Annotated in this window: 18 protein-coding genes; 11 read left to right on the top strand and 7 right to left on the bottom strand. The window is 66.0% G+C overall.

Features of this window, described 5'->3' with window-relative positions:
- Positions 1 to 251: 251 nt before the first annotated feature.
- Both GOOTI_RS12090 and GOOTI_RS12085 read right to left on the bottom strand, forming a co-directional pair.
- Complete coding sequence (locus GOOTI_RS12090; protein WP_007238878.1) at positions 252 to 542, bottom strand: hypothetical protein; 291 nt, start codon at positions 540 to 542, stop codon at positions 252 to 254.
- A gap of 221 nt (positions 543 to 763) precedes the next feature.
- A complete protein-coding gene (locus GOOTI_RS12085; protein WP_007238877.1) occupies positions 764 to 1,780 on the bottom strand; it encodes a zinc-dependent alcohol dehydrogenase family protein in 1,017 nt (338 codons plus the stop codon).
- A gap of 48 nt (positions 1,781 to 1,828) precedes the next feature.
- Here GOOTI_RS12085 and dapE point away from each other — a divergent pair, with 48 nt between their 5' ends.
- The 9 genes from dapE (at position 1,829) to GOOTI_RS12045 (ending at position 9,975) form a co-directional block, all read left to right on the top strand.
- Entirely contained in the window at positions 1,829 to 2,965 is a 1,137-nt protein-coding gene (dapE, locus tag GOOTI_RS12080; RefSeq protein ID WP_007238876.1) for a succinyl-diaminopimelate desuccinylase, read from the top strand.
- A gap of 77 nt (positions 2,966 to 3,042) precedes the next feature.
- Positions 3,043 to 3,861 carry an LOG family protein gene (locus GOOTI_RS12075; RefSeq protein ID WP_051997955.1) on the top strand — a complete coding sequence of 273 codons (819 nt, stop codon included), beginning with the start codon at positions 3,043 to 3,045 and terminating at the stop codon, positions 3,859 to 3,861.
- A complete protein-coding gene (locus GOOTI_RS12070) occupies positions 3,858 to 4,394 on the top strand; it encodes an LOG family protein (RefSeq protein WP_007238874.1) in 537 nt (178 codons plus the stop codon). The genes GOOTI_RS12075 and GOOTI_RS12070 overlap by 4 nt, the downstream gene beginning before the upstream one ends.
- A 55-nt stretch (positions 4,395 to 4,449) precedes the next feature.
- Positions 4,450 to 6,222, top strand: coding sequence for a long-chain-acyl-CoA synthetase (locus GOOTI_RS12065; RefSeq protein WP_007238873.1), 1,773 nt, complete (start codon positions 4,450 to 4,452; stop codon positions 6,220 to 6,222).
- A gap of 108 nt (positions 6,223 to 6,330) precedes the next feature.
- A complete protein-coding gene (gene folP, locus GOOTI_RS12060) occupies positions 6,331 to 7,206 on the top strand; it encodes a dihydropteroate synthase (RefSeq protein ID WP_039994020.1) in 876 nt (291 codons plus the stop codon).
- Positions 7,203 to 8,246, top strand: coding sequence for a glucosyl-3-phosphoglycerate synthase (locus tag GOOTI_RS12055; RefSeq protein WP_007238871.1), 1,044 nt, complete (start codon positions 7,203 to 7,205; stop codon positions 8,244 to 8,246). The genes folP and GOOTI_RS12055 overlap by 4 nt, the downstream gene beginning before the upstream one ends.
- Before the next feature lie 36 nt (positions 8,247 to 8,282).
- Positions 8,283 to 8,735 carry a DivIVA domain-containing protein gene (locus tag GOOTI_RS12050; RefSeq protein WP_007238870.1) on the top strand — a complete coding sequence of 151 codons (453 nt, stop codon included), beginning with the start codon at positions 8,283 to 8,285 and terminating at the stop codon, positions 8,733 to 8,735.
- Positions 8,736 to 8,893: 158 nt separating this feature from the next.
- On the top strand, positions 8,894 to 9,061 hold the full coding sequence (locus GOOTI_RS25155) for a DUF3117 domain-containing protein (RefSeq protein WP_004019232.1): 168 nt from the start codon (positions 8,894 to 8,896) through the stop codon (positions 9,059 to 9,061).
- Positions 9,062 to 9,066: 5 nt separating this feature from the next.
- Complete coding sequence (locus GOOTI_RS12045) at positions 9,067 to 9,975, top strand: putative RNA methyltransferase (RefSeq protein WP_233425491.1); 909 nt, start codon at positions 9,067 to 9,069, stop codon at positions 9,973 to 9,975.
- On the opposite strand, the gene glgA is transcribed toward GOOTI_RS12045, so the two are convergent.
- On the bottom strand, positions 9,954 to 11,120 hold the full coding sequence (glgA, locus tag GOOTI_RS12040; protein WP_217997290.1) for a glycogen synthase: 1,167 nt from the start codon (positions 11,118 to 11,120) through the stop codon (positions 9,954 to 9,956). The two genes, GOOTI_RS12045 and glgA, sit on opposite strands and share 22 nt — an antisense overlap.
- Before the next feature lie 101 nt (positions 11,121 to 11,221).
- Here glgA and glgC point away from each other — a divergent pair, with 101 nt between their 5' ends.
- Positions 11,222 to 12,436 carry a glucose-1-phosphate adenylyltransferase gene (gene glgC, locus GOOTI_RS12035; RefSeq protein ID WP_039994013.1) on the top strand — a complete coding sequence of 405 codons (1,215 nt, stop codon included), beginning with the start codon at positions 11,222 to 11,224 and terminating at the stop codon, positions 12,434 to 12,436.
- Between the two features lie 78 nt (positions 12,437 to 12,514).
- On the opposite strand, the gene GOOTI_RS12030 is transcribed toward glgC, so the two are convergent.
- From GOOTI_RS12030 to cofD, 3 genes are read right to left on the bottom strand one after another with little or no spacing between them, the layout of a single operon-like run.
- Positions 12,515 to 13,090 carry an NUDIX hydrolase gene (locus GOOTI_RS12030; protein ID WP_007238866.1) on the bottom strand — a complete coding sequence of 192 codons (576 nt, stop codon included), beginning with the start codon at positions 13,088 to 13,090 and terminating at the stop codon, positions 12,515 to 12,517.
- Complete coding sequence (locus GOOTI_RS12025; RefSeq protein WP_007238865.1) at positions 13,087 to 14,466, bottom strand: coenzyme F420-0:L-glutamate ligase; 1,380 nt, start codon at positions 14,464 to 14,466, stop codon at positions 13,087 to 13,089. Before GOOTI_RS12025 ends, GOOTI_RS12030 begins: the two co-directional genes overlap by 4 nt.
- Positions 14,463 to 15,527, bottom strand: coding sequence for a 2-phospho-L-lactate transferase (cofD, locus tag GOOTI_RS12020; protein ID WP_007238864.1), 1,065 nt, complete (start codon positions 15,525 to 15,527; stop codon positions 14,463 to 14,465). Before cofD ends, GOOTI_RS12025 begins: the two co-directional genes overlap by 4 nt.
- A gap of 587 nt (positions 15,528 to 16,114) precedes the next feature.
- On the opposite strand from cofD, the gene GOOTI_RS26150 reads away from it, so the two are divergent.
- Positions 16,115 to 16,378: a WhiB family transcriptional regulator gene (locus tag GOOTI_RS26150; protein WP_169315811.1), complete on the top strand. Its 264-nt coding sequence runs from the start codon at positions 16,115 to 16,117 to the stop codon at positions 16,376 to 16,378.
- 57 nt (positions 16,379 to 16,435) lie between these two features.
- Here GOOTI_RS26150 and GOOTI_RS12010 read toward each other — a convergent pair whose 3' ends face one another.
- Entirely contained in the window at positions 16,436 to 16,912 is a 477-nt protein-coding gene (locus GOOTI_RS12010) for a metallopeptidase family protein (RefSeq protein WP_039994015.1), read from the bottom strand.
- Positions 16,913 to 17,010 lie beyond the last annotated feature (98 nt).

The raw sequence follows: 17,010 nt of genomic DNA, 5'->3' as shown, positions 1-17,010 counted from the left end.
GACCAGCACAAGGACGAACGCGACGACACCCATCGGATGGTTGCCGTGCGAGACATGTGACCTGTGGAAAGTGGTCATGGCGCCATCTCCTCGATTCGACGACGCCCCTCACCTTAGTGTTACCGAGGTCACATTCTGACGGTCGAAGCGGGCAAGATTCGACCGTCACCGGGCCCGGACGATCGCGCGGGATCGGGACCCGTGTCACTCGCGGATCCCGACCCCGCGCGGCCGGCTTCTTCGAACGCGCGTCACGCGGCCTGGTGGCGGTAGACCTCCAGGTAGTGCTGCTTCTCGCTCGACGTCGAATCCGGCAGTAGCGCGCTGTGGTTGAGGCGTCGTGTCATCACCGAGACGATGCCGATGCCCACCGACATCGCGATCACCGCGACGATCGCCGCGGTGAGTGCGGCTGCCCCGTTACCGAACGCGAGCGCGGTGAGCGCGAGTGGCGCGGCGCCGAAGCCGACCAGGAAGATCGCGAAGCCGACGATGGCTGCGGGGTGTTGCGGGTTGTCGGTGTGCGTGCGCTGGATGGACATCGAACATCATCTCCTCGACGAGTGTGGTCTACATGTCCATGCTCGACCCCGGTTGCGCTGGGGGAGAGGGTCTTTCGTCCCATCCACGGTGGGTCTTCGGCAGCGTGATCCCGACGCGGCCCGATCAGTATGACGAGCGGCCCGCGAATCCGGGGCGTCTGTCATACAGATCGGCGACAGGTGGGAGATGACAGTTCGGGTAGTCCAGGCACATCAGGGAGTCAGGGCCGCAGTAGGGTCTTGATCGCCCGGCGTTCGTCCATCGCCGCGTAGCCCTGCGCCACCTCGCTGAGCGGGAGTTCGAGGTCGAATACCTTGCCGGGGTTGATCTCCCGGTTCGTGATGCGGGTGATGAGCTCCGGCAGGAAGCGTCGTACCGGAGCCGGTCCGCCGTGTAGATGCACGAGCTTGTAGAACAGTTGGTCGCCGGGGATCTCGACGCCGTGTGCCACTCCGACGAATCCGACGTGGCCGCCGGGCCGCGCCGAATCGATGGCCTGCGTCATCGACTGCTGGGTGCCGACCGCCTCGATCACCGAGTGCGCGCCCACTCCGTGCGTGAGGTCCTTCACGACGCTCACACCGTCGTCACCGCGCTCGACCACGATGTCGGTCGCGCCGAACTCCAGCGCGAGTGTCTGTCGCTGTTCGTGGCGGCTCATGACGATGATCCGCTCGGCGCCCAACTGCGCGGAGGCGAGCACCGCCAGCAGTCCGACCGCGCCGTCGCCGACGACCACGACGGTCTTGCCGGGGCCGACCTCGGCCGCGGTGGCACCGAACCACCCCGTGCCCAACACGTCCGACGCGGCGAGCAGATCCGGCACGACCTCGTCATCGGGCACCTCGGGTGTGGCGACCAGCGTGCCATCGGCCAACGGCACCCGCAGATATTCCGCCTGGGCTCCGCGGACCGGAGCCCGGTGCACGCATCCGGTCTGGTACCCGGCCAGGCAGATCTCGCAGGTGTTGTCGGAGGCGAAGAACGAGCCGATGACGAACTGTCCCGGAGCGACGGTGCGCACCGCGGAACCGACCTCCTCGACGATCCCGACGTACTCGTGTCCCATGTGTACGGGTCGGTCGATCGCGTTGATCCCGCGGTAGGTCCACAGATCCGAACCGCACACGCACGTCGCGGTGAGTCGCACGACGGCGTCGGTCGGTTCGTCGATCTGCGGACGTTCGACCTCCTCGAACCGGACATCGAAGGGCGCGTGAATGACGGTGCCGTACATGTATTCCAGTCTGCCATCGCGTCTCGGACACGGCGCAGCGATAAATTGGTGGTCGTGAGTACATCCCGAACACCGGTCACACACCTCGATCTGCGTGCCGATCCCGTCGAACTGACCGCGGCTCTCGTCGACATCGAGAGCGAGTCGCGCAACGAGTCCGCGATCGCCGACGCCGTGGAAGAGGCCCTGCGCGAGCAGACGATCGGGTTCGACGTGCTCCGGCACGGCAACCGCGTGTTGGCCCGCACCGACAGGGGTAAACCCAGCCGGGTCATCCTCGCCGGTCACCTCGACACGGTCCCGGTCGCCGACAACCTGCCGAGCCGACGCACCGTCGACGACGTCGAGGGTGATGTGTTGCACGGCTGCGGCACGGTCGACATGAAATCGGGCGACGCGGTGTTCCTCCACCTTGCGGCCACGATGGACGATCCCGCCCATGACCTGACCCTCATCTTCTACGACTGTGAGGAGATCGCCGCCGAGTACAACGGTCTGGGAGTTCTCGAACGTGAACTGCCCGAATGGCTTTCGGGGGACGTCGCCATTCTCGGTGAGCCGACCGCAGGCCAGATCGAGGCGGGTTGCCAGGGGACACTGCGTGTTCGGCTCACCGCGTCGGGTACGCGTGCGCACTCCGCGCGATCCTGGATGGGCGACAACGCGATTCACAAGCTCGGCGGTGTGCTCACCACGCTCGCGAACTACGAACCCCGCCACGTCGACATCGACGGCTGCGAGTACCGCGAGGGGCTGTCGGCCGTCGGCATCGGGGGAGGTGTCGCGGGCAACGTCGTCCCCGACGACGCGTGGGTCACCATCAATTTCCGCTTCGCTCCCGACCGCAGCGTCGACGACGCGCTCGACCACGTCCGCGACGTCTTCGCCGAAGACCTCGACACCGAGATGATCACACTCGAACTGACCGACGCCGCCCCGGGAGCACTTCCAGGACTGAGCCATCCCGCAGCGGCCGCATTGGTCGACGCCGCGCACGGCCGATTCCGCGCCAAGTACGGCTGGACCGACGTCTCGAGGTTCTCCGCGCTCGGTATCCCCGCGGTCAATCTCGGCCCCGGTGATCCGAATCTGGCCCATCGGGTCGACGAGCGCGTGCCCGTCGCCCAGGTCACCGAGGTGACCGAACTGCTGCGGACCTATCTGTCCGCACCGGCCCCGTCCTGACCGTCGGGTCCTCGTGGTCGTCGCGCACCGCGTTCGGGAGTGCCATCGGGTTGCGCACGCTTGCTAGCGTGACCTGCATGTCCGCAACGTCAGAGAACCCGCGTGATTCCGACGCCGTGTCCCAGCGCTACGACGAGGAAATCGTCGACGACGCCGCCGCCTGCTACGTCGGCCCGATGCGCATCCGCAGGGATCTGCAGCAACCCGAGACCACCGATCGTCGACTGCTGCAGTGGGTCGATCCCCGCGATCAGACGCTGCGGGCCGAGCGCACCATGCGTGATTCGTGGCGGGTGCTGCGCATCCAGTCCGAGTTCGTCGCCGGATTCGACGCCATGAACGACGTCGCCGAGGCGGTGACGGTGTTCGGGTCGGCCCGCATCCCCGAGGACACGCCGGAGTACGACCTGGGTGTCCGGCTGGGTAAAGCGCTGGGAGACGCGGGTTACGCAGTCATCACCGGGGGTGGCCCGGGTGTCATGGAAGCCGCCAACCGCGGTGCAGCGCACACTGATTCGCGCTCTATCGGATTGAACATCGAGTTGCCGTTCGAGCAGCACCTCAATCCCTGGGTCGATCTCGGGATGAACTTCCGCTACTTCTTCGTGCGCAAGACCATGTTCGTCAAGTACGCGCAGGCATTCGTCTGCCTCCCGGGCGGGTTCGGCACACTCGACGAACTCTTCGAGGCGCTCACCCTCGTCCAGACCAAGAAGGTGGTGCGCTTTCCGATCGTGTTGCTCGGACGCACGCACTGGGCGGGGCTGATCGACTGGATGCGCGACCGACTCCTCGAGGGCGGCATGATCTCGGCCGACGACCTCGATCTCTTCCACGTCGTCGACACACCGGAGGAAGCGGTCCAGATCATCACCGATGCGACCCCGACCCGATGACCGCGATCTGTGTGTACTGCGCGTCCGGTCCGGTCGAGCAGCGCTATCTCGACCTCGCCGCCGACCTCGGCACCGCGATCGGTGCAGCCGGGCACACCCTGGTCTCCGGAGGAGGCAACGTCTCGATGATGGGTGCCGTCGCGTCGGCGACGCGGGCCGCGGGCGGCACGACGGTCGGGATCATTCCGCGGGCGCTGATGGAGCGCGAGGTGGCCGACCTCGACGCCGACGAACTGGTCGTCACCGAGACGATGCGCCAGCGCAAGCAGTTGATGGACGACCGTGCCGATGCCTTCATCACGCTGCCGGGCGGAATCGGCACCCTCGAGGAATTCTTCGAGACCTGGACCGGCGGCTACCTCGGTATGCACGCCAAACCGGTGATCATCTGCGACCCCTTCGATTTCTATGCGCCGCTGCTCGGGTGGCTGCAACACTTGCGTGGCGAGGGATTCGTGTCGGAGCGATCACTATCCCGTCTCCGAGTGACCGAGACGGTGCCGGGCGCTCTCGCGTTTGCTACTGAGCGGTAAGGTGTCGAACAACACGTCAACGCGTGTCGGCAACGTAGCGGGAGGGTGGAAGTAGATGTCAGGTGACGCCACCAAGGTCGTCGGAATCACGGACGTGTTGAAGGGTGTCGCCAAGATGGCGCCCGACGCCGTCGGCATGATCAAGAACGCGCCGGGTCTGATCAGGCGTCCGCCCGATGCCAAGCGGACCATCGGGTCGATCTTCGCCAAGCGTGCCGCCGACCATCCCGAGCGCCCGTTCATCCGCTTCGAGGGCAAGACCATCACCTACGGCGAAGCCAATCGCCACGTGAACCGGTTTGCCGCGGTGCTCACCGACGACGGTGTGCGCAAGGGCGACGTCGTCGCCATCCTGTCGAAGAACTGTCCGACCGACCTCATGCTCATGCTCGCCACGGTCAAGCTCGGCGCCATCGCGGGGATGCTGAACTACAACCAGCGCGGCAGCGTGCTCGAGCACAGTGTGAAGTTGCTCGGTGCCCGGGTGCTGGTCTTCGATCCGGACTGTGCCGAAGCTCTCGAGTCCATCGAGGCCGACGTATTGCCTTCGCACGTCTACGATTTCGAGCAGTTCGAGAAGGAGGCCGACGGGAAGTCGGAGAGCAATCCGTCCATCACCGCGGAACTGCCCGCGTCGACCGAGGCGTTCTACATCTTCACATCCGGCACCACGGGTATGCCCAAGGCGAGCGTGATGAGCCACAATCGTTGGCTTGCAAGCCTTTCCGGAATCGGTGGGCTTGCGGTGCGCCTCAAGCCCAACGACACCATGTACGTTCCGCTGCCGCTCTACCACAACAATGCGCTCAGCGTCTCGCTCTCGTCGGTGCTCGCGGCAGGCGCCTGCATCGCCATCGGCAAGCACTTCTCGGCGTCGAAGTTCTGGGACGACGTCATCCGCAATCGCGCAACAGCGTTCTGCTACATCGGCGAACTCTGTCGGTACCTCTTGGCGCAGCCCGAGAAGCCCACCGACCGAGCACACGACGTCCGGCTCATCGTCGGCAATGGGATGCGACCCGACATCTGGGACGAATTCCAGCGACGCTTCGGCATCGAGCGCATCGTCGAGTTCTACGGTGCCAGTGAACTCAACCTCGTCTTCGTCAATGCCTTCAGTGTCGAGCGGACCGCGGGATTCTGCCCGCTCCCGTACGCGATCGTCGACTACGACGACGAGGGCAAACCCAAACGCGACGCCGACGGTCGCCTGACCAAGGTCAAGCGGGGCGGCATCGGCCTGTTGCTCTCCGGCATCAACGACCGTGTGCCGATCGACGGATACACCGATCCCGCCGAGACCGAGAAGAAGATCATCCGAGGCGCTTTCAAGGACGGCGACGAATGGTTCAACTCCGGCGACCTCGTCCGTGACCAGGGTTTTTTCCACATCGCTTTCGTCGACCGACTCGGCGACACGTTCCGCTGGAAGGGTGAGAACGTGGCCACCACCGAGGTGGAGGCCGGGCTCGACGGCTACGACCAGATCAGCCAATCGGTCGTCTTCGGTGTGGAGGTACCCGGAACCGACGGCAAGGCGGGGATGGGTGTGGTCACCCTGCGCGACGGCGAACTCGACGGCAACAAGCTCGCAGCCCACCTCTACGACGTCCTGCCTGCGTACGCGATCCCGCTGTTCGTGCGCGTCGTCGACCATCTCGAAGCGACGTCGACGTTCAAGAACCGCAAGGTCGAGCTTCGTGACGAGGGCTACTCCGAGACCGGTGACGATCCGCTCTACGTGCTCAAAGGTCGCTCGGAGGGATACGTCGAGTACTACGAGGGGTACGTCGACGACGTCGCCAACGCCAAGGTGCCCAAGAACTGAGCGCGTCGACGACGGACTGGTCACGGACCGGGCGGGGCCAGAGCTGAGACCGTCCGGCGCACACTCGCCGACGATGTGTCGATGTCGGCGCTCGATACGCTGGCATCCATGAACGCGACCCTGTGCGGTAGGCCTGTGGCCGCCGACCGTGCCCTGGTGATGGCGATCGTCAATCGCACCCCGGACTCCTTCTACGACCGGGGAGCATCCTTCTCCGACGACGCCGCCACTGCCCGTGTGCACCAGGTCGTCGCCGAAGGTGCCGACATCGTCGACATCGGCGGCGTGAAGGCGGGGCCGGGTGTCGAGGTCGACGCGGCGACCGAAATCGAGCGTGTGGTGCCCATGGTCGAGTGGATCCGGGAGACCTATCCGGACCTTCTGATCAGTGTCGACACCTGGCGTGCAGAGGTGGCCGATCGCGCCTGCGCAGCGGGTGCGGACCTGATCAACGACACGTGGGCGGGCGCCGACCCGGATCTGGTCAAGGTCGCAGCCGCGCGCCGTGCCGGCATCGTCTGCTCGCATACGGGCGGCATGGCCGTTCGGACACGCCCGCACCGGGTCGCCTACGGGGACAGGCCCGAGGATGTGGTCGCCGCGGTGATCGCCGACGTGACGCGAGCGGCCGCGGCAGCCGAAGCAGAAGGTGTCGCCCGCGACTCAATCGTTATCGACCCGACACACGACTTCGGCAAAAACACTCACCACGGGCTGCTCCTGTTACGCCACGTAAAAGATCTTGTTAATACAGGCTGGCCAGTGCTGATGGCGCTCAGCAACAAGGATTTCGTGGGGGAGACTCTGGGTGTGGACCTCGACGGACGAGTGGAGGGGACACTGGCCGCGACAGCGTTGAGCGCCTCATCCGGAGCTCGGATCTTTCGCGTCCACCAGGTCGCCGCCACGCGTCGCGTGGTCGACATGGTCGCTGCAATAGCGGGAACACGACCTCCCGCCCGAACAGTCAGGGGACTCGCATGACCGATCAGGTACGACGGACCCACGCCCGCCACCGGGCGACCGCTTCGAACAACCGCGACCGCACCGCCATGTGGCCCGCACCTGCCGACAGCGCCGGCGACGAACGGGAATGGTCGAGCACGCACACGTGGGAACAGCCGGACTGGACCATTGAGGAACTGGTGGAGGCCAAGCAGGGCCGCACGGTGTCGGTGGTCCTGCCCGCGCTCAACGAGGAGGAGACCGTCGCCGACGTGATCGCGACGATCCGTCCCCTCGTCGGCACCCTCGTCGACGAACTCATCGTCCTCGACTCCGGTTCCACCGACGCGACCGCCGAACGCGCGACGGCCGCGGGAGCGCGGGTCATCAGCCGTGAAGAAGCCGTGCCAGAGCTCGAACCGGTCAAGGGCAAGGGGGAGGTGCTGTGGCGGTCGATCGCTGCGGTGACCGGCGACCTCATCGCCTTCGTCGATTCCGACCTCATCGATCCCGATCCGATGTTCGTGCCCAAGATGCTCGGACCTCTCCTCGTGAACCCACAGATCCAGCTGGTCAAGGGCTATTACCGCCGACCACTGCGAACCGGGGCCACCCAGGACGCCAACGGTGGGGGTAGGGTCACCGAGCTCGTGGCCCGACCGCTGCTGGCATCGCAGAAGCCCGAGCTGACCGCAGTCCTCCAGCCGCTCGGCGGCGAATACGCAGGAACCCGCGAGCTGCTGTCGTCGGTTCCGTTCGCCCCCGGCTACGGTGTCGAGATCGGGCTGCTCATCGACACCTACGACCGCTACGGATTACACGGCATCGGACAGGTGAATCTGGGCGTCCGCACCCATCGCAACCGCCCGCTGATCGAACTCGGTGTGATGAGCCGCCAGATCGTCGGCACCCTCATGCGGCGCTGCGGCATCGAGGACTCGGGAGCAGGGCTCACCCAGTTCACCGCAGAACCCGATGGCACGTTCACGCCGCACACCACCGACCTCTACCTCGAGGACCGTCCCCCGATGAACACGGTGCGCGCAACCGACGCGGACGCCGAGGAGATGGCCAGCTGACCTGAGCTGCCGCACGGCGGCCATAGACTTCACATCATGCAGACGCTCTTGCTCTACCTGCTGATCATGGTGGTGGTCGTGGTCGCCGTGTTCGCTGTCGTGTGGTACGTGTTCGGACGAGGTGAGGACCTGCCGCCGCTCGACGACGACACCACACTCACCCGACTGCCCGCGGCAGGAATCGCGGGCGACGACGTGCGGGCACTCGTGTTCGCTCAGACGGTCCGCGGCTACAAGCCGCGTGAGGTCGACTGGGCGCTTGAACGTCTTGCCGCCGAGATCGACGAGCTACGTTCTGTCGTGCTCACGCTGCAGGCCCGCGATGGAGCCGAGCCCGTACCCGCGTCAGGTGCGCCGGTCTACGACTCCACGTCCGACCACATCTCCACATCCGACCTCGTGACGCCTTCGCCGTCGACGCGTCCGCCGTCCGCGGATGGCCGCGACACCGACGGTCGACGTCGCGCGGCGCCACCAGCCGACGACTGAGGCACGTGTGGTCCGAGGTCACCGAGCCCGGCGGAGGACACGCACGGATATGGCAGTCGGTCGGCCTCATCGGAGGAACACGTATCATTGACCCGGCAGCCGTGCGCTGTCGTCGGAGGACCACCACGGCGAGGAGAACTCTGAAGGGAGTTTGCGAAATGGCGGCGATGAAGCCACGTACTGGGGATGGGCCCCTGGAAGCAGCCAAGGAGGGGCGTGGGATCGTTGTCCGCATTCCTATCGAGGGTGGCGGTCGTCTCGTCGTCGAACTGACCGCCGACGAAGCCGCGGCCCTCGGGGAGGAACTGCGCGGGGTCACCGGCTGAACCAGGTGCCGCCATGGTCTGCCGGCCGCGTCGCCGACATCGTCGAGCAGCTCCGATGTCCGATCTGTGGTGAGCCCCTCGAGGTCGATGAACAAGGTCGACGCCTGTTCTGCGCACATCGACATTCCTTCGACATCGCCAAGCAGGGCTACGTGTCCCTGCTCGACGGCCGGTCCGGTGCGCTCAGGTCCGACACCGCAGACATGGTCTCTGCTCGAGTCCGCGTTCACGACGCGGGTGTCCTCGATCCGGTCGTGAACGCCGTGGTCGACGCCACGACAGACGCCTTCACCCCGCGGGAACCCGGCGCTGTCGGGGTGGACCGGTATTCACCGCTGATCGTCGACCTCGGTTCTGGACCCGGCCACTATCTCGACGCAGCGCTGGCCGACGCCGACGAGGCTCGTGGCATCGGAGTGGATCTCTCGAAATACTGTGCCCGGGCGCTGATGCGGCGCGTCGCCCGCGCGGGTGCCGTCGTCGCCGACGTCTGGCGTGACCTGCCGATCGCCGACGGTGTCGCCGACGTCGTGCTCTCGGTGTTCTCGCCGCGCAACGTCGACGAGACCGCTCGAATACTCCGCGAGGGCGGGCGGTGGATCATCGTCACACCGCAACCCGATCATCTCGGTGAACTGATCGAACCGATGGCGATGCTGTCGGTCGCAGAAGACAAGGCCGACGCCCTGTCGGTGGTGATCGGTAGCCGCTTCGACATCGTCGAGCAGCGTGTGGTCCGCGAGCGCAACGATGTGTCGGCTCCGGTGATCGCCGACCTCGTGTCCATGGGTCCCACCGCCTTTCACCGCGACCGCGACGAGATCGAGCGTGCGGCACACGCCTTCGCCTCGGCACCGACTCCGGTGACCGTCGCCGTCACCGTGACGGTCTGTCAGGCGAGGGTCGACCGGTAGACGTCGAGAGTCTGTTCGGCGATGGTGTCCCAGGAGAACTCGGATTCGGCGCGCTCGCGTCCGGCGACACCCATGGCGGTCGCGGTGGCGGGGTCTGCGACGACCTCGTTCACGGCCTCGGCGAGTCCGTGCTCGAATGCTCGTGTGTCGGCGGGGTCGTAGGGCACGAGGCGGCCGGTGACGTTGTCGCGCACCACTTCGGGGATCCCGCCCACGGCCGACGCGACGACCGCTGTCTGGCATGCCATGGCCTCGAGGTTGACGATTCCGAGTGGCTCGTACACGGACGGGCACACGAAAACATCTGCTGCGGTGAGTATCTCGCGGATTCGGGGTAGGGGTAGCATCTCGCGCACCCAGTGCACGCCGTCGCGCGCCGCCGACAACTCGGCGACGGCGGCCTCTGTCTCGGCGCCGATCTCGGGTGTGTCGGGAGCACCGGCGCACAGCACCAGCTGGATCGCCGGATCGAAGCGGTGAGCGGCGGCGACGAGATGTCCCACGCCCTTCTGCCGGGTGATGCGTCCGACGAAAGCGACCACGGGCCGCGAGGGATCCACGCCGAGTCGTACGAGCGTCGACTCCTGGTTGTACGGTTCGTCGACCGGATACCAGATCGTCGTGTCGATTCCGTTGCGCACGACGTGAACTCGGTCCGGGTTCAACCTCGGGTAGGCGTTGACCACATCGGCACGCATACCGGAGCTCACTGCGATGACGGCGTCGGCGTACTCGACGGCGTTGCGCTCCGACCAACTCGACACCTGATAACCCCCGCCGAGTTGCTCGGCCTTCCAGGGCCGTAGGGGTTCGAGGGAGTGGGCCGTCAGCACATGGGGGATTCCGTACAGGCGTGCGGCGAGGTGTCCAGCGGTACCGGTGTACCAGGTGTGTGAGTGCGCGATGTCGGCACCGGCGGCACCCTGTGCCATCCGGAGGTCGGTGGAGAGCATCGACAAGGCCGGATTGGCCTCGACGAGCGCGGGGTCGGGTGAGTAGACGTAGGCGTCGTCGCGCGGGACACCCATACAGTGCACATCGACTGTGACCAGGCTTCGGAGGTGCCGGACCAGTTCGGTGACGTGGACTCCGGCTCCGCCGTAGACCTCGGGTGGATACTCCCGTGTCATCATCGCCACCCTCATGGCACCTGACGCTAGCTGTAAGAGTGCCACTTCGCCATTCACGTGGTGGGGACGCGCGATTCGTATGGCCTCGCTCGTGGATGGCGGTTAAGTTGGGGGGTGTGAGATCGCAGCCGCACGTTCTCGGAATCGTCCTCGCCGGTGGCGAGGGAAAACGTCTGTACCCGTTGACGAAGGACCGCGCGAAACCGGCGGTTCCGTTCGGCGGTGCGTACCGGCTGATCGATTTCGTGCTGTCGAATCTGGTCAATGCCGGATACGAACGCATTTGCGTGCTCACCCAGTACAAGTCCCACTCGCTCGACCGGCACATCTCGCAAACCTGGTGGACATCGGGATTTCACGGTGAGTACATCACCCCGGTGCCGGCGCAGCAGCGTCTCGGGCCGCGGTGGTACACGGGTAGTGCGGATGCGATCTATCAGTCGCTGAACCTCATCTTCGACGAGCAACCCGAATACATCGTCGTGTTCGGTGCCGATCACGTGTACCGGATGGATCCGTCGCAGATGGTCGAGGCGCACATCGCGTCGGGTGCCGAGGTGACCGTCGCGGGGATTCGGGTCCCGCGCGCCGATGCATCGGCGTTCGGTGTCATCGATTCCGACGACTCGGGGAACATCACGCGTTTTCTGGAGAAGCCGAGCAATCCTCCCGGAACCCCGGACGATCCGGACATGACCTTCGCGTCGATGGGCAACTACGTGTTCACCACAGATGCGCTCGTCGAGGCGATCATCAAAGATGCGGCCGACGCCGACTCCGACCACGACATGGGCGGCGACATCATTCCCGGTTTCGTCGATCGGAAGACCGCGTACGTCTACGACTTCAAGGACAACGAGGTTCCCGGTGCCACAGAACGCGACAAGGGTTACTGGCGCGACGTCGGGACACTAGACGCGTTCTACGACGCACACATGGATCTCGTATCGGTGCATCCGGTGTTCAACCTCTACAACCGGAACTGGCCGATCCGAGCCGAGTCGTTGAACGTGCCCCCTGCCAAGTTCGTGCAGGGTGGGTCGGCGCAGGACTCGGTCGTCGGCGGCGGCAGCATCATCTCGGGCGGGTCGGTGTCGCAGTCGGTGATCTCGGCGAATGTGCACATCGAGGACGGCGCGATCGTCGAGGGCAGCGTGTTGATGCCCGGTGTACGGATCGGGAAGGGTGCCGTCGTCCGCCACGCGATTCTCGACAAGAACGTCGTGATCTCCGACGGTGAACAGGTCGGTGTCGACCTTGTCGCCGACCGCGAGCGGTTCGCGGTGAGCAACGGTGAAGTGGTCACCGTCGGTAAGGGCACTCACGTCTGACCGCCGCGTCACGCGCCATTCGTCGCGCACTGCGCGAAGACAGCAGGGGAAGACACCGAGGCGAGGATTCTGCGCGGACTACGTGGTTCGGTCCGGCCCGCGACTCAGCGCTGCGTCGACGAGACTCTGGATCTCGGTGCCGTCGTCCGACGGCAGATCGTCCACGGGCCACCACCGGAGGTCATCGGATTCCGAGCTCACCTCGAAGCGCGGGAGCCCGCCACCAGCCTGCGGCGGCGCGACAGCGGCGAAGCGGACGTCGAGATGCCGGGTCGGCACACCGAGCGAGCACGTGATGGGGTGGGTGTGCAGTTGCGCCAGGCCGCCGAGCTCCAGGTTGTCGATGCCCGACTCCTCGCGCGCCTCACGCAGTGCGGCTTCGCCGATCGAGTCATCGGTGTCCTCGCAGTGCCCGCCGAGCTGAATCCACTTGCCCACGCGCGGATGCAGCGTCAGCAGGACATGGGTGTAGGCGGCGTCGAACACGATCGTCGACGCGGTGAGATGGCCTGGGACGTTGCGTCGCAGGCACGCATCCGGCTGCGCGTGGAGGAACGCGAGGTAGGTATGACGAAGCGAATCCTGTTCCGGCTCTGAGGCGTTCCACGATCGCAGAAGCTCGACGGCGGACGCGTGGACGGACTGTGAGCTCATCGTTCGATCACCCACTCGTCGGTCGGGGCGGGCTCGCGCAGCGGATGCGATTCGGCGGGGTGTCCGACGGCGACGGCACCCAGCGGCTGCCATGACGGGTCGACGTCGAGCTCACGATGTACGACGTCGGGCGCGAAGATCGTCGATCCCACCCAGCAACTGCCCATGCCGCGCGCTGACAGCGCGACGAGCAGGCTGGCGACGGCGCCACCGGCGGCGACGGTGAACATGGTGCGTTCGGCGGCGTTGCGACGCGAGTCCGGATACGTGTGCGCGCCGTCGCCGGTGAGCATGGGGATCACCAGTTCCGGTGCGTCGTACAGTATCCGACCGCGGCTCACACGCTTGTCGATCGACTCCGGGGTCTTGGCGTCGACGGTGAGGTCGGCGCGCCAGGCGACCGCCATGGCGTCGAGAAGGGCGCGGCGACGTTCCTCTGAGCGCACCCAGACGAAACGGAACGGATGTGTGTGGTGGGGTGCGGGGGCTGTCAGTGCGTCGGCGATCGCCGCCCTGAGCGCGTCAGGGTCTACCGGCTCGGGGGAGAAGTGCCGGACGGAACGTCGGGTGCGAACCGCCTCGACCCTGCCCTGCGCGATCGCCTCCTGGGTGCCGAGTCGGAACAGGTCCTCGTCGGCGGGCCGGACGAGGTGGGCCGCCGAGGACCCGTCGTCGTGTACACGGAGCCCCCGCACCACGGCGACGGGGACCCCGTCGAGCTTGCCCTTCACCAGGTCGGCTGCCGAGGCGATCTCGTCGGCGACCGCGATATCGGTGACGAGCAACGGATTCCCGTACGCGTCCTGGCCACCCTCGTAGGGGTGGGTGACGGCGATTCCGGACGCGCCGATGGCGACATCGGTCTGCCCGGTGCGCCACGCACGCCCCATGGTGTCGGTCACGACGACCGCGACGTGCACGCCGGTGAGGCGGGTGATGGCCTCCCGTAGCTTCCGGGCGCTTCCGTCGGGGTCGGTGGGCAGTAGCGCGATCTGATCCGTCGGCACGTTGGAGCCGTCGACACCAGCGGCGGCCTGGACGAGGCCGAGCCTGTTCTCGGTGATGAGTGTGCGGTTCTTTCGCGCCAGAACGCGCACTGATTCGTCATCGATCAGCTTGCGGCGCAGCGCATCACGCTCGTCAGGGTCGACAGGTGCCGCAACCATCCGCCCCTCTGTCTTGGAGAAGACCTTGCTGGTGACGACGAGTACGTCCTCATCGCGTAGCCACGGCGCGGCGCGCACGATCTCCGGCGCCAGGTCGGTGGCGGTGTCGAACTCGGGCAGGCCGAGGATGGGGATGATCTCCAGTGAGGCCGGTGCCCGGTGGTCGTCGACGAGCCGTTCCGCGTTCGCCGGGGCGTGGTCGGCCGTCACCGGGCGCCGCCGTTCGACACCTGCCGTGGTACGTCCGGGACGTCGACCCCGACGAGGGCGCAGGCGTCCCGGACCATCGCGGCGGTGGCCTGTGGGTCGGTCATCAGCAATGGAGCCGCCCCGATCGCGATTCCGTCGACGTGTGCGGTGTCGCCGTCGGCGATGAGCCAGCCGTCGAGGATGCCGTTGCCGCTGCGGGCTCCGTAGTGCGCGGCGATGGCTTCCGCGGAGGACTCGACACCGATGACCGACAGGCACTCGTCGGCCATGCCCCGGAGTGGCCGGTTGTCGATGACGGGGGAGATGCCGACCACCGGCGCCGACGTGGTGCGTAATGCGCTGCGAATTCCGGGAACGCTGACGATGGCGCCGATGCTGACGACCGGATTGCTCGGCGCGAGCAGAACGACGTCCGCCTCCGCGATCGCCTCGGCGACGCCGGGTGCAGGCGCGGTGTCGTCCGAGCCGACCTGCGCGAATCCGAAGGTCGGGATCTGCGCACGATGACGAACCCACCACTCCTGGAAATGGATGGCTACCCGTTCACCTTCTTGCCCACCGGGTTTGGAGACCACGACGTGTGTCTCGTGGCGCTCGTCGGTTGCAGGCAACAACCGAACTCCCGGCTGCCATCGGCGGCAGAGCGCCGCGGTGACGTCCGACAGCCGGTATCCGGCGTCGAGCATCTGCGTGCGGATCAGATGGGTCGCGAGGTCGCGGTCGCCCAGGCCGAACCAGTCGGGATCTGCCCCGTAGGCAGCGAGCTCTTCCTTGGCATGCCAGGTCTCGTTTGCGCGACCCCAACTACGTTCGGGGTCGATTCCGCCGCCGAGCGTGTACATACAGGTGTCGAGATCGGGACAGATCCGTACGCCGTGCATCCACGCGTCGTCGCCGACGTTGACCACCGCGGTGATCTCGTGGCCCCTGTCGTCCGACTTCCCGTCGGTCGACTCCCCGTCGGCCGCGACAGCCGGGAACGGCGTCGGACCGAGCAATTCGCGGACCCCGGACAAAAAGCGTGCTCCGCCGACACCGCCGACGAGTACCGTCACCTTCACAACGACCCACTCTAGTGAGTGCGGATCGAGTCGATACCATGGACCACGACGCTCTGCTCGCTGTTCGCGTTCGATGTGACATTCACGAGTCCGTGCAACACAACTCGTGTCGCGCGGGGAGTTCCTGTCGGTCGATGGTATTAAGGAATATTTCGATTCAACTTGACCGAACAGGTCTCTGGCGTGTCTAATCACATCAGTGTCATTTCTGGTTCGAGATCGAGAATCGGTGCACAGCAACGAAGTTCGATCACTTGTTCGAATGCGGAAAGGTTGGTCCGACACCGTGGTGGTGCCAGATCGCGCCGGACACTTGGTGAAGATCGAAATGTACGGGTATGAGTGGCGGTGTGGCACCGATGCCGCGCCGCTCTGACGACAGAGAAAAACGACTTCCCAGGCAGGAGGCGCCGACGATGGCATTCGACAACGCGATCGGCAATCCCCTTGAACCGCACGGACATTCCCAGATGCAGTCCCCGGTGAGTGAGGATCCGAACTTCACAACCCTTGGGCCCGTTGATGTTTCGATGATCGGAACACCTGACGTGTCATCCGGGAGCGACGAGATCTCGCAGCATCGACATCTGTCCTTGGTGCCCAACGACTTCGAGGACTTGTTCGACGTCATCGAGGATCAGTGGCAAGACCGCGCGCTGTGCGCGCAGACCGATCCCGAGGCCTTCTTCCCGGAGAAGGGTGGATCGACGCGCGAGGCCAAGCGCATCTGCCAGGGCTGCGAGGTGAAAGCAGAATGCCTCGAGTACGCCCTGCACAACGACGAGCGCTTCGGTATCTGGGGTGGATTGTCTGAGCGCGAGCGCCGTCGCCTCAAGCGCGGCATCATCTGATCCGACGCGGTCCGGGCAAGGTTGTATTCGGCTCCGCGGTCGTGTTCGGCTGCGCTTCTACTCCGGTCCCCGGTCGATGGTCTCCTCGTCGAGGCCCAGGTGAGTTGCGACTTGTTGTACCAGGACCTCGTGTACGAGGTCGAGTAACTCCTCACCCCGTTTGGCTCTACTCTCCAGTGGGCGACGGAAGAGGATGATCTGCGCTCGGGTGGGCGCCCCGTGGACGTCGACGCCCGCGGGCATCAGTCTGGCCAGTGGAACGGCTCCGTCCGCGGTCACCTCGTCGGGCCATTGCACGGTGTCGGGGTCGCGGGGCAGCAGCCGCGGGATCTCGTCGACGGCGATGTCGAGTCCGGCCAGTTGATCGTGCCAGTGTGTGTCGATCTCGGCGAAGGCCTCGAGCGCCACGGCGTCGAAATCATCTGATTTGCTCCGCCACGCGGGTACTCCCTGCGGCAGGAGCGGCGAACGCAGTCCTCGTCCGCGACGGTCTCGTCGCGCTCGTCGTGCTGCCCGAACGGCGGAAAGCCGCATGTCGGACACGCGGGGCTCAGGGATGCGTACCGGGGAGCCCTGACTCCGATCACGCGCGGTGCGTCGTCGTTCGATACGCATGCGGTGATTGTAAGCCC

Origin of the sequence: Gordonia otitidis NBRC 100426 (assembly GCF_000248075.1) — a bacterium.
In the GTDB taxonomy this organism is placed as follows: domain Bacteria; phylum Actinomycetota; class Actinomycetes; order Mycobacteriales; family Mycobacteriaceae; genus Gordonia; species Gordonia otitidis.
Note: the sequence above shows the minus strand (reverse complement) of the source record. Positions and strands in the feature narration are given on the sequence as shown.

Coding starts and splice junctions, on each gene's coding strand:
- GOOTI_RS12090 (WP_007238878.1), bottom strand. CDS start 542: ATGTCCATCCAGCGCACGCACACCGACAACCCGCAACACCCCGCAGCC.
- GOOTI_RS12085 (WP_007238877.1), bottom strand. CDS start 1,780: ATGTACGGCACCGTCATTCACGCGCCCTTCGATGTCCGGTTCGAGGAG.
- GOOTI_RS12075 (WP_051997955.1), top strand. CDS start 3,043: ATGTCCGCAACGTCAGAGAACCCGCGTGATTCCGACGCCGTGTCCCAG.
- GOOTI_RS12070 (WP_007238874.1), top strand. CDS start 3,858: ATGACCGCGATCTGTGTGTACTGCGCGTCCGGTCCGGTCGAGCAGCGC.
- GOOTI_RS12065 (WP_007238873.1), top strand. CDS start 4,450: ATGTCAGGTGACGCCACCAAGGTCGTCGGAATCACGGACGTGTTGAAG.
- folP (WP_039994020.1), top strand. CDS start 6,331: ATGAACGCGACCCTGTGCGGTAGGCCTGTGGCCGCCGACCGTGCCCTG.
- GOOTI_RS12055 (WP_007238871.1), top strand. CDS start 7,203: ATGACCGATCAGGTACGACGGACCCACGCCCGCCACCGGGCGACCGCT.
- GOOTI_RS12050 (WP_007238870.1), top strand. CDS start 8,283: ATGCAGACGCTCTTGCTCTACCTGCTGATCATGGTGGTGGTCGTGGTC.
- GOOTI_RS25155 (WP_004019232.1), top strand. CDS start 8,894: ATGGCGGCGATGAAGCCACGTACTGGGGATGGGCCCCTGGAAGCAGCC.
- glgA (WP_217997290.1), bottom strand. CDS start 11,120: ATGAGGGTGGCGATGATGACACGGGAGTATCCACCCGAGGTCTACGGC.
- GOOTI_RS12030 (WP_007238866.1), bottom strand. CDS start 13,090: ATGAGCTCACAGTCCGTCCACGCGTCCGCCGTCGAGCTTCTGCGATCG.
- GOOTI_RS12010 (WP_039994015.1), bottom strand. CDS start 16,912: ATGCGGCTTTCCGCCGTTCGGGCAGCACGACGAGCGCGACGAGACCGT.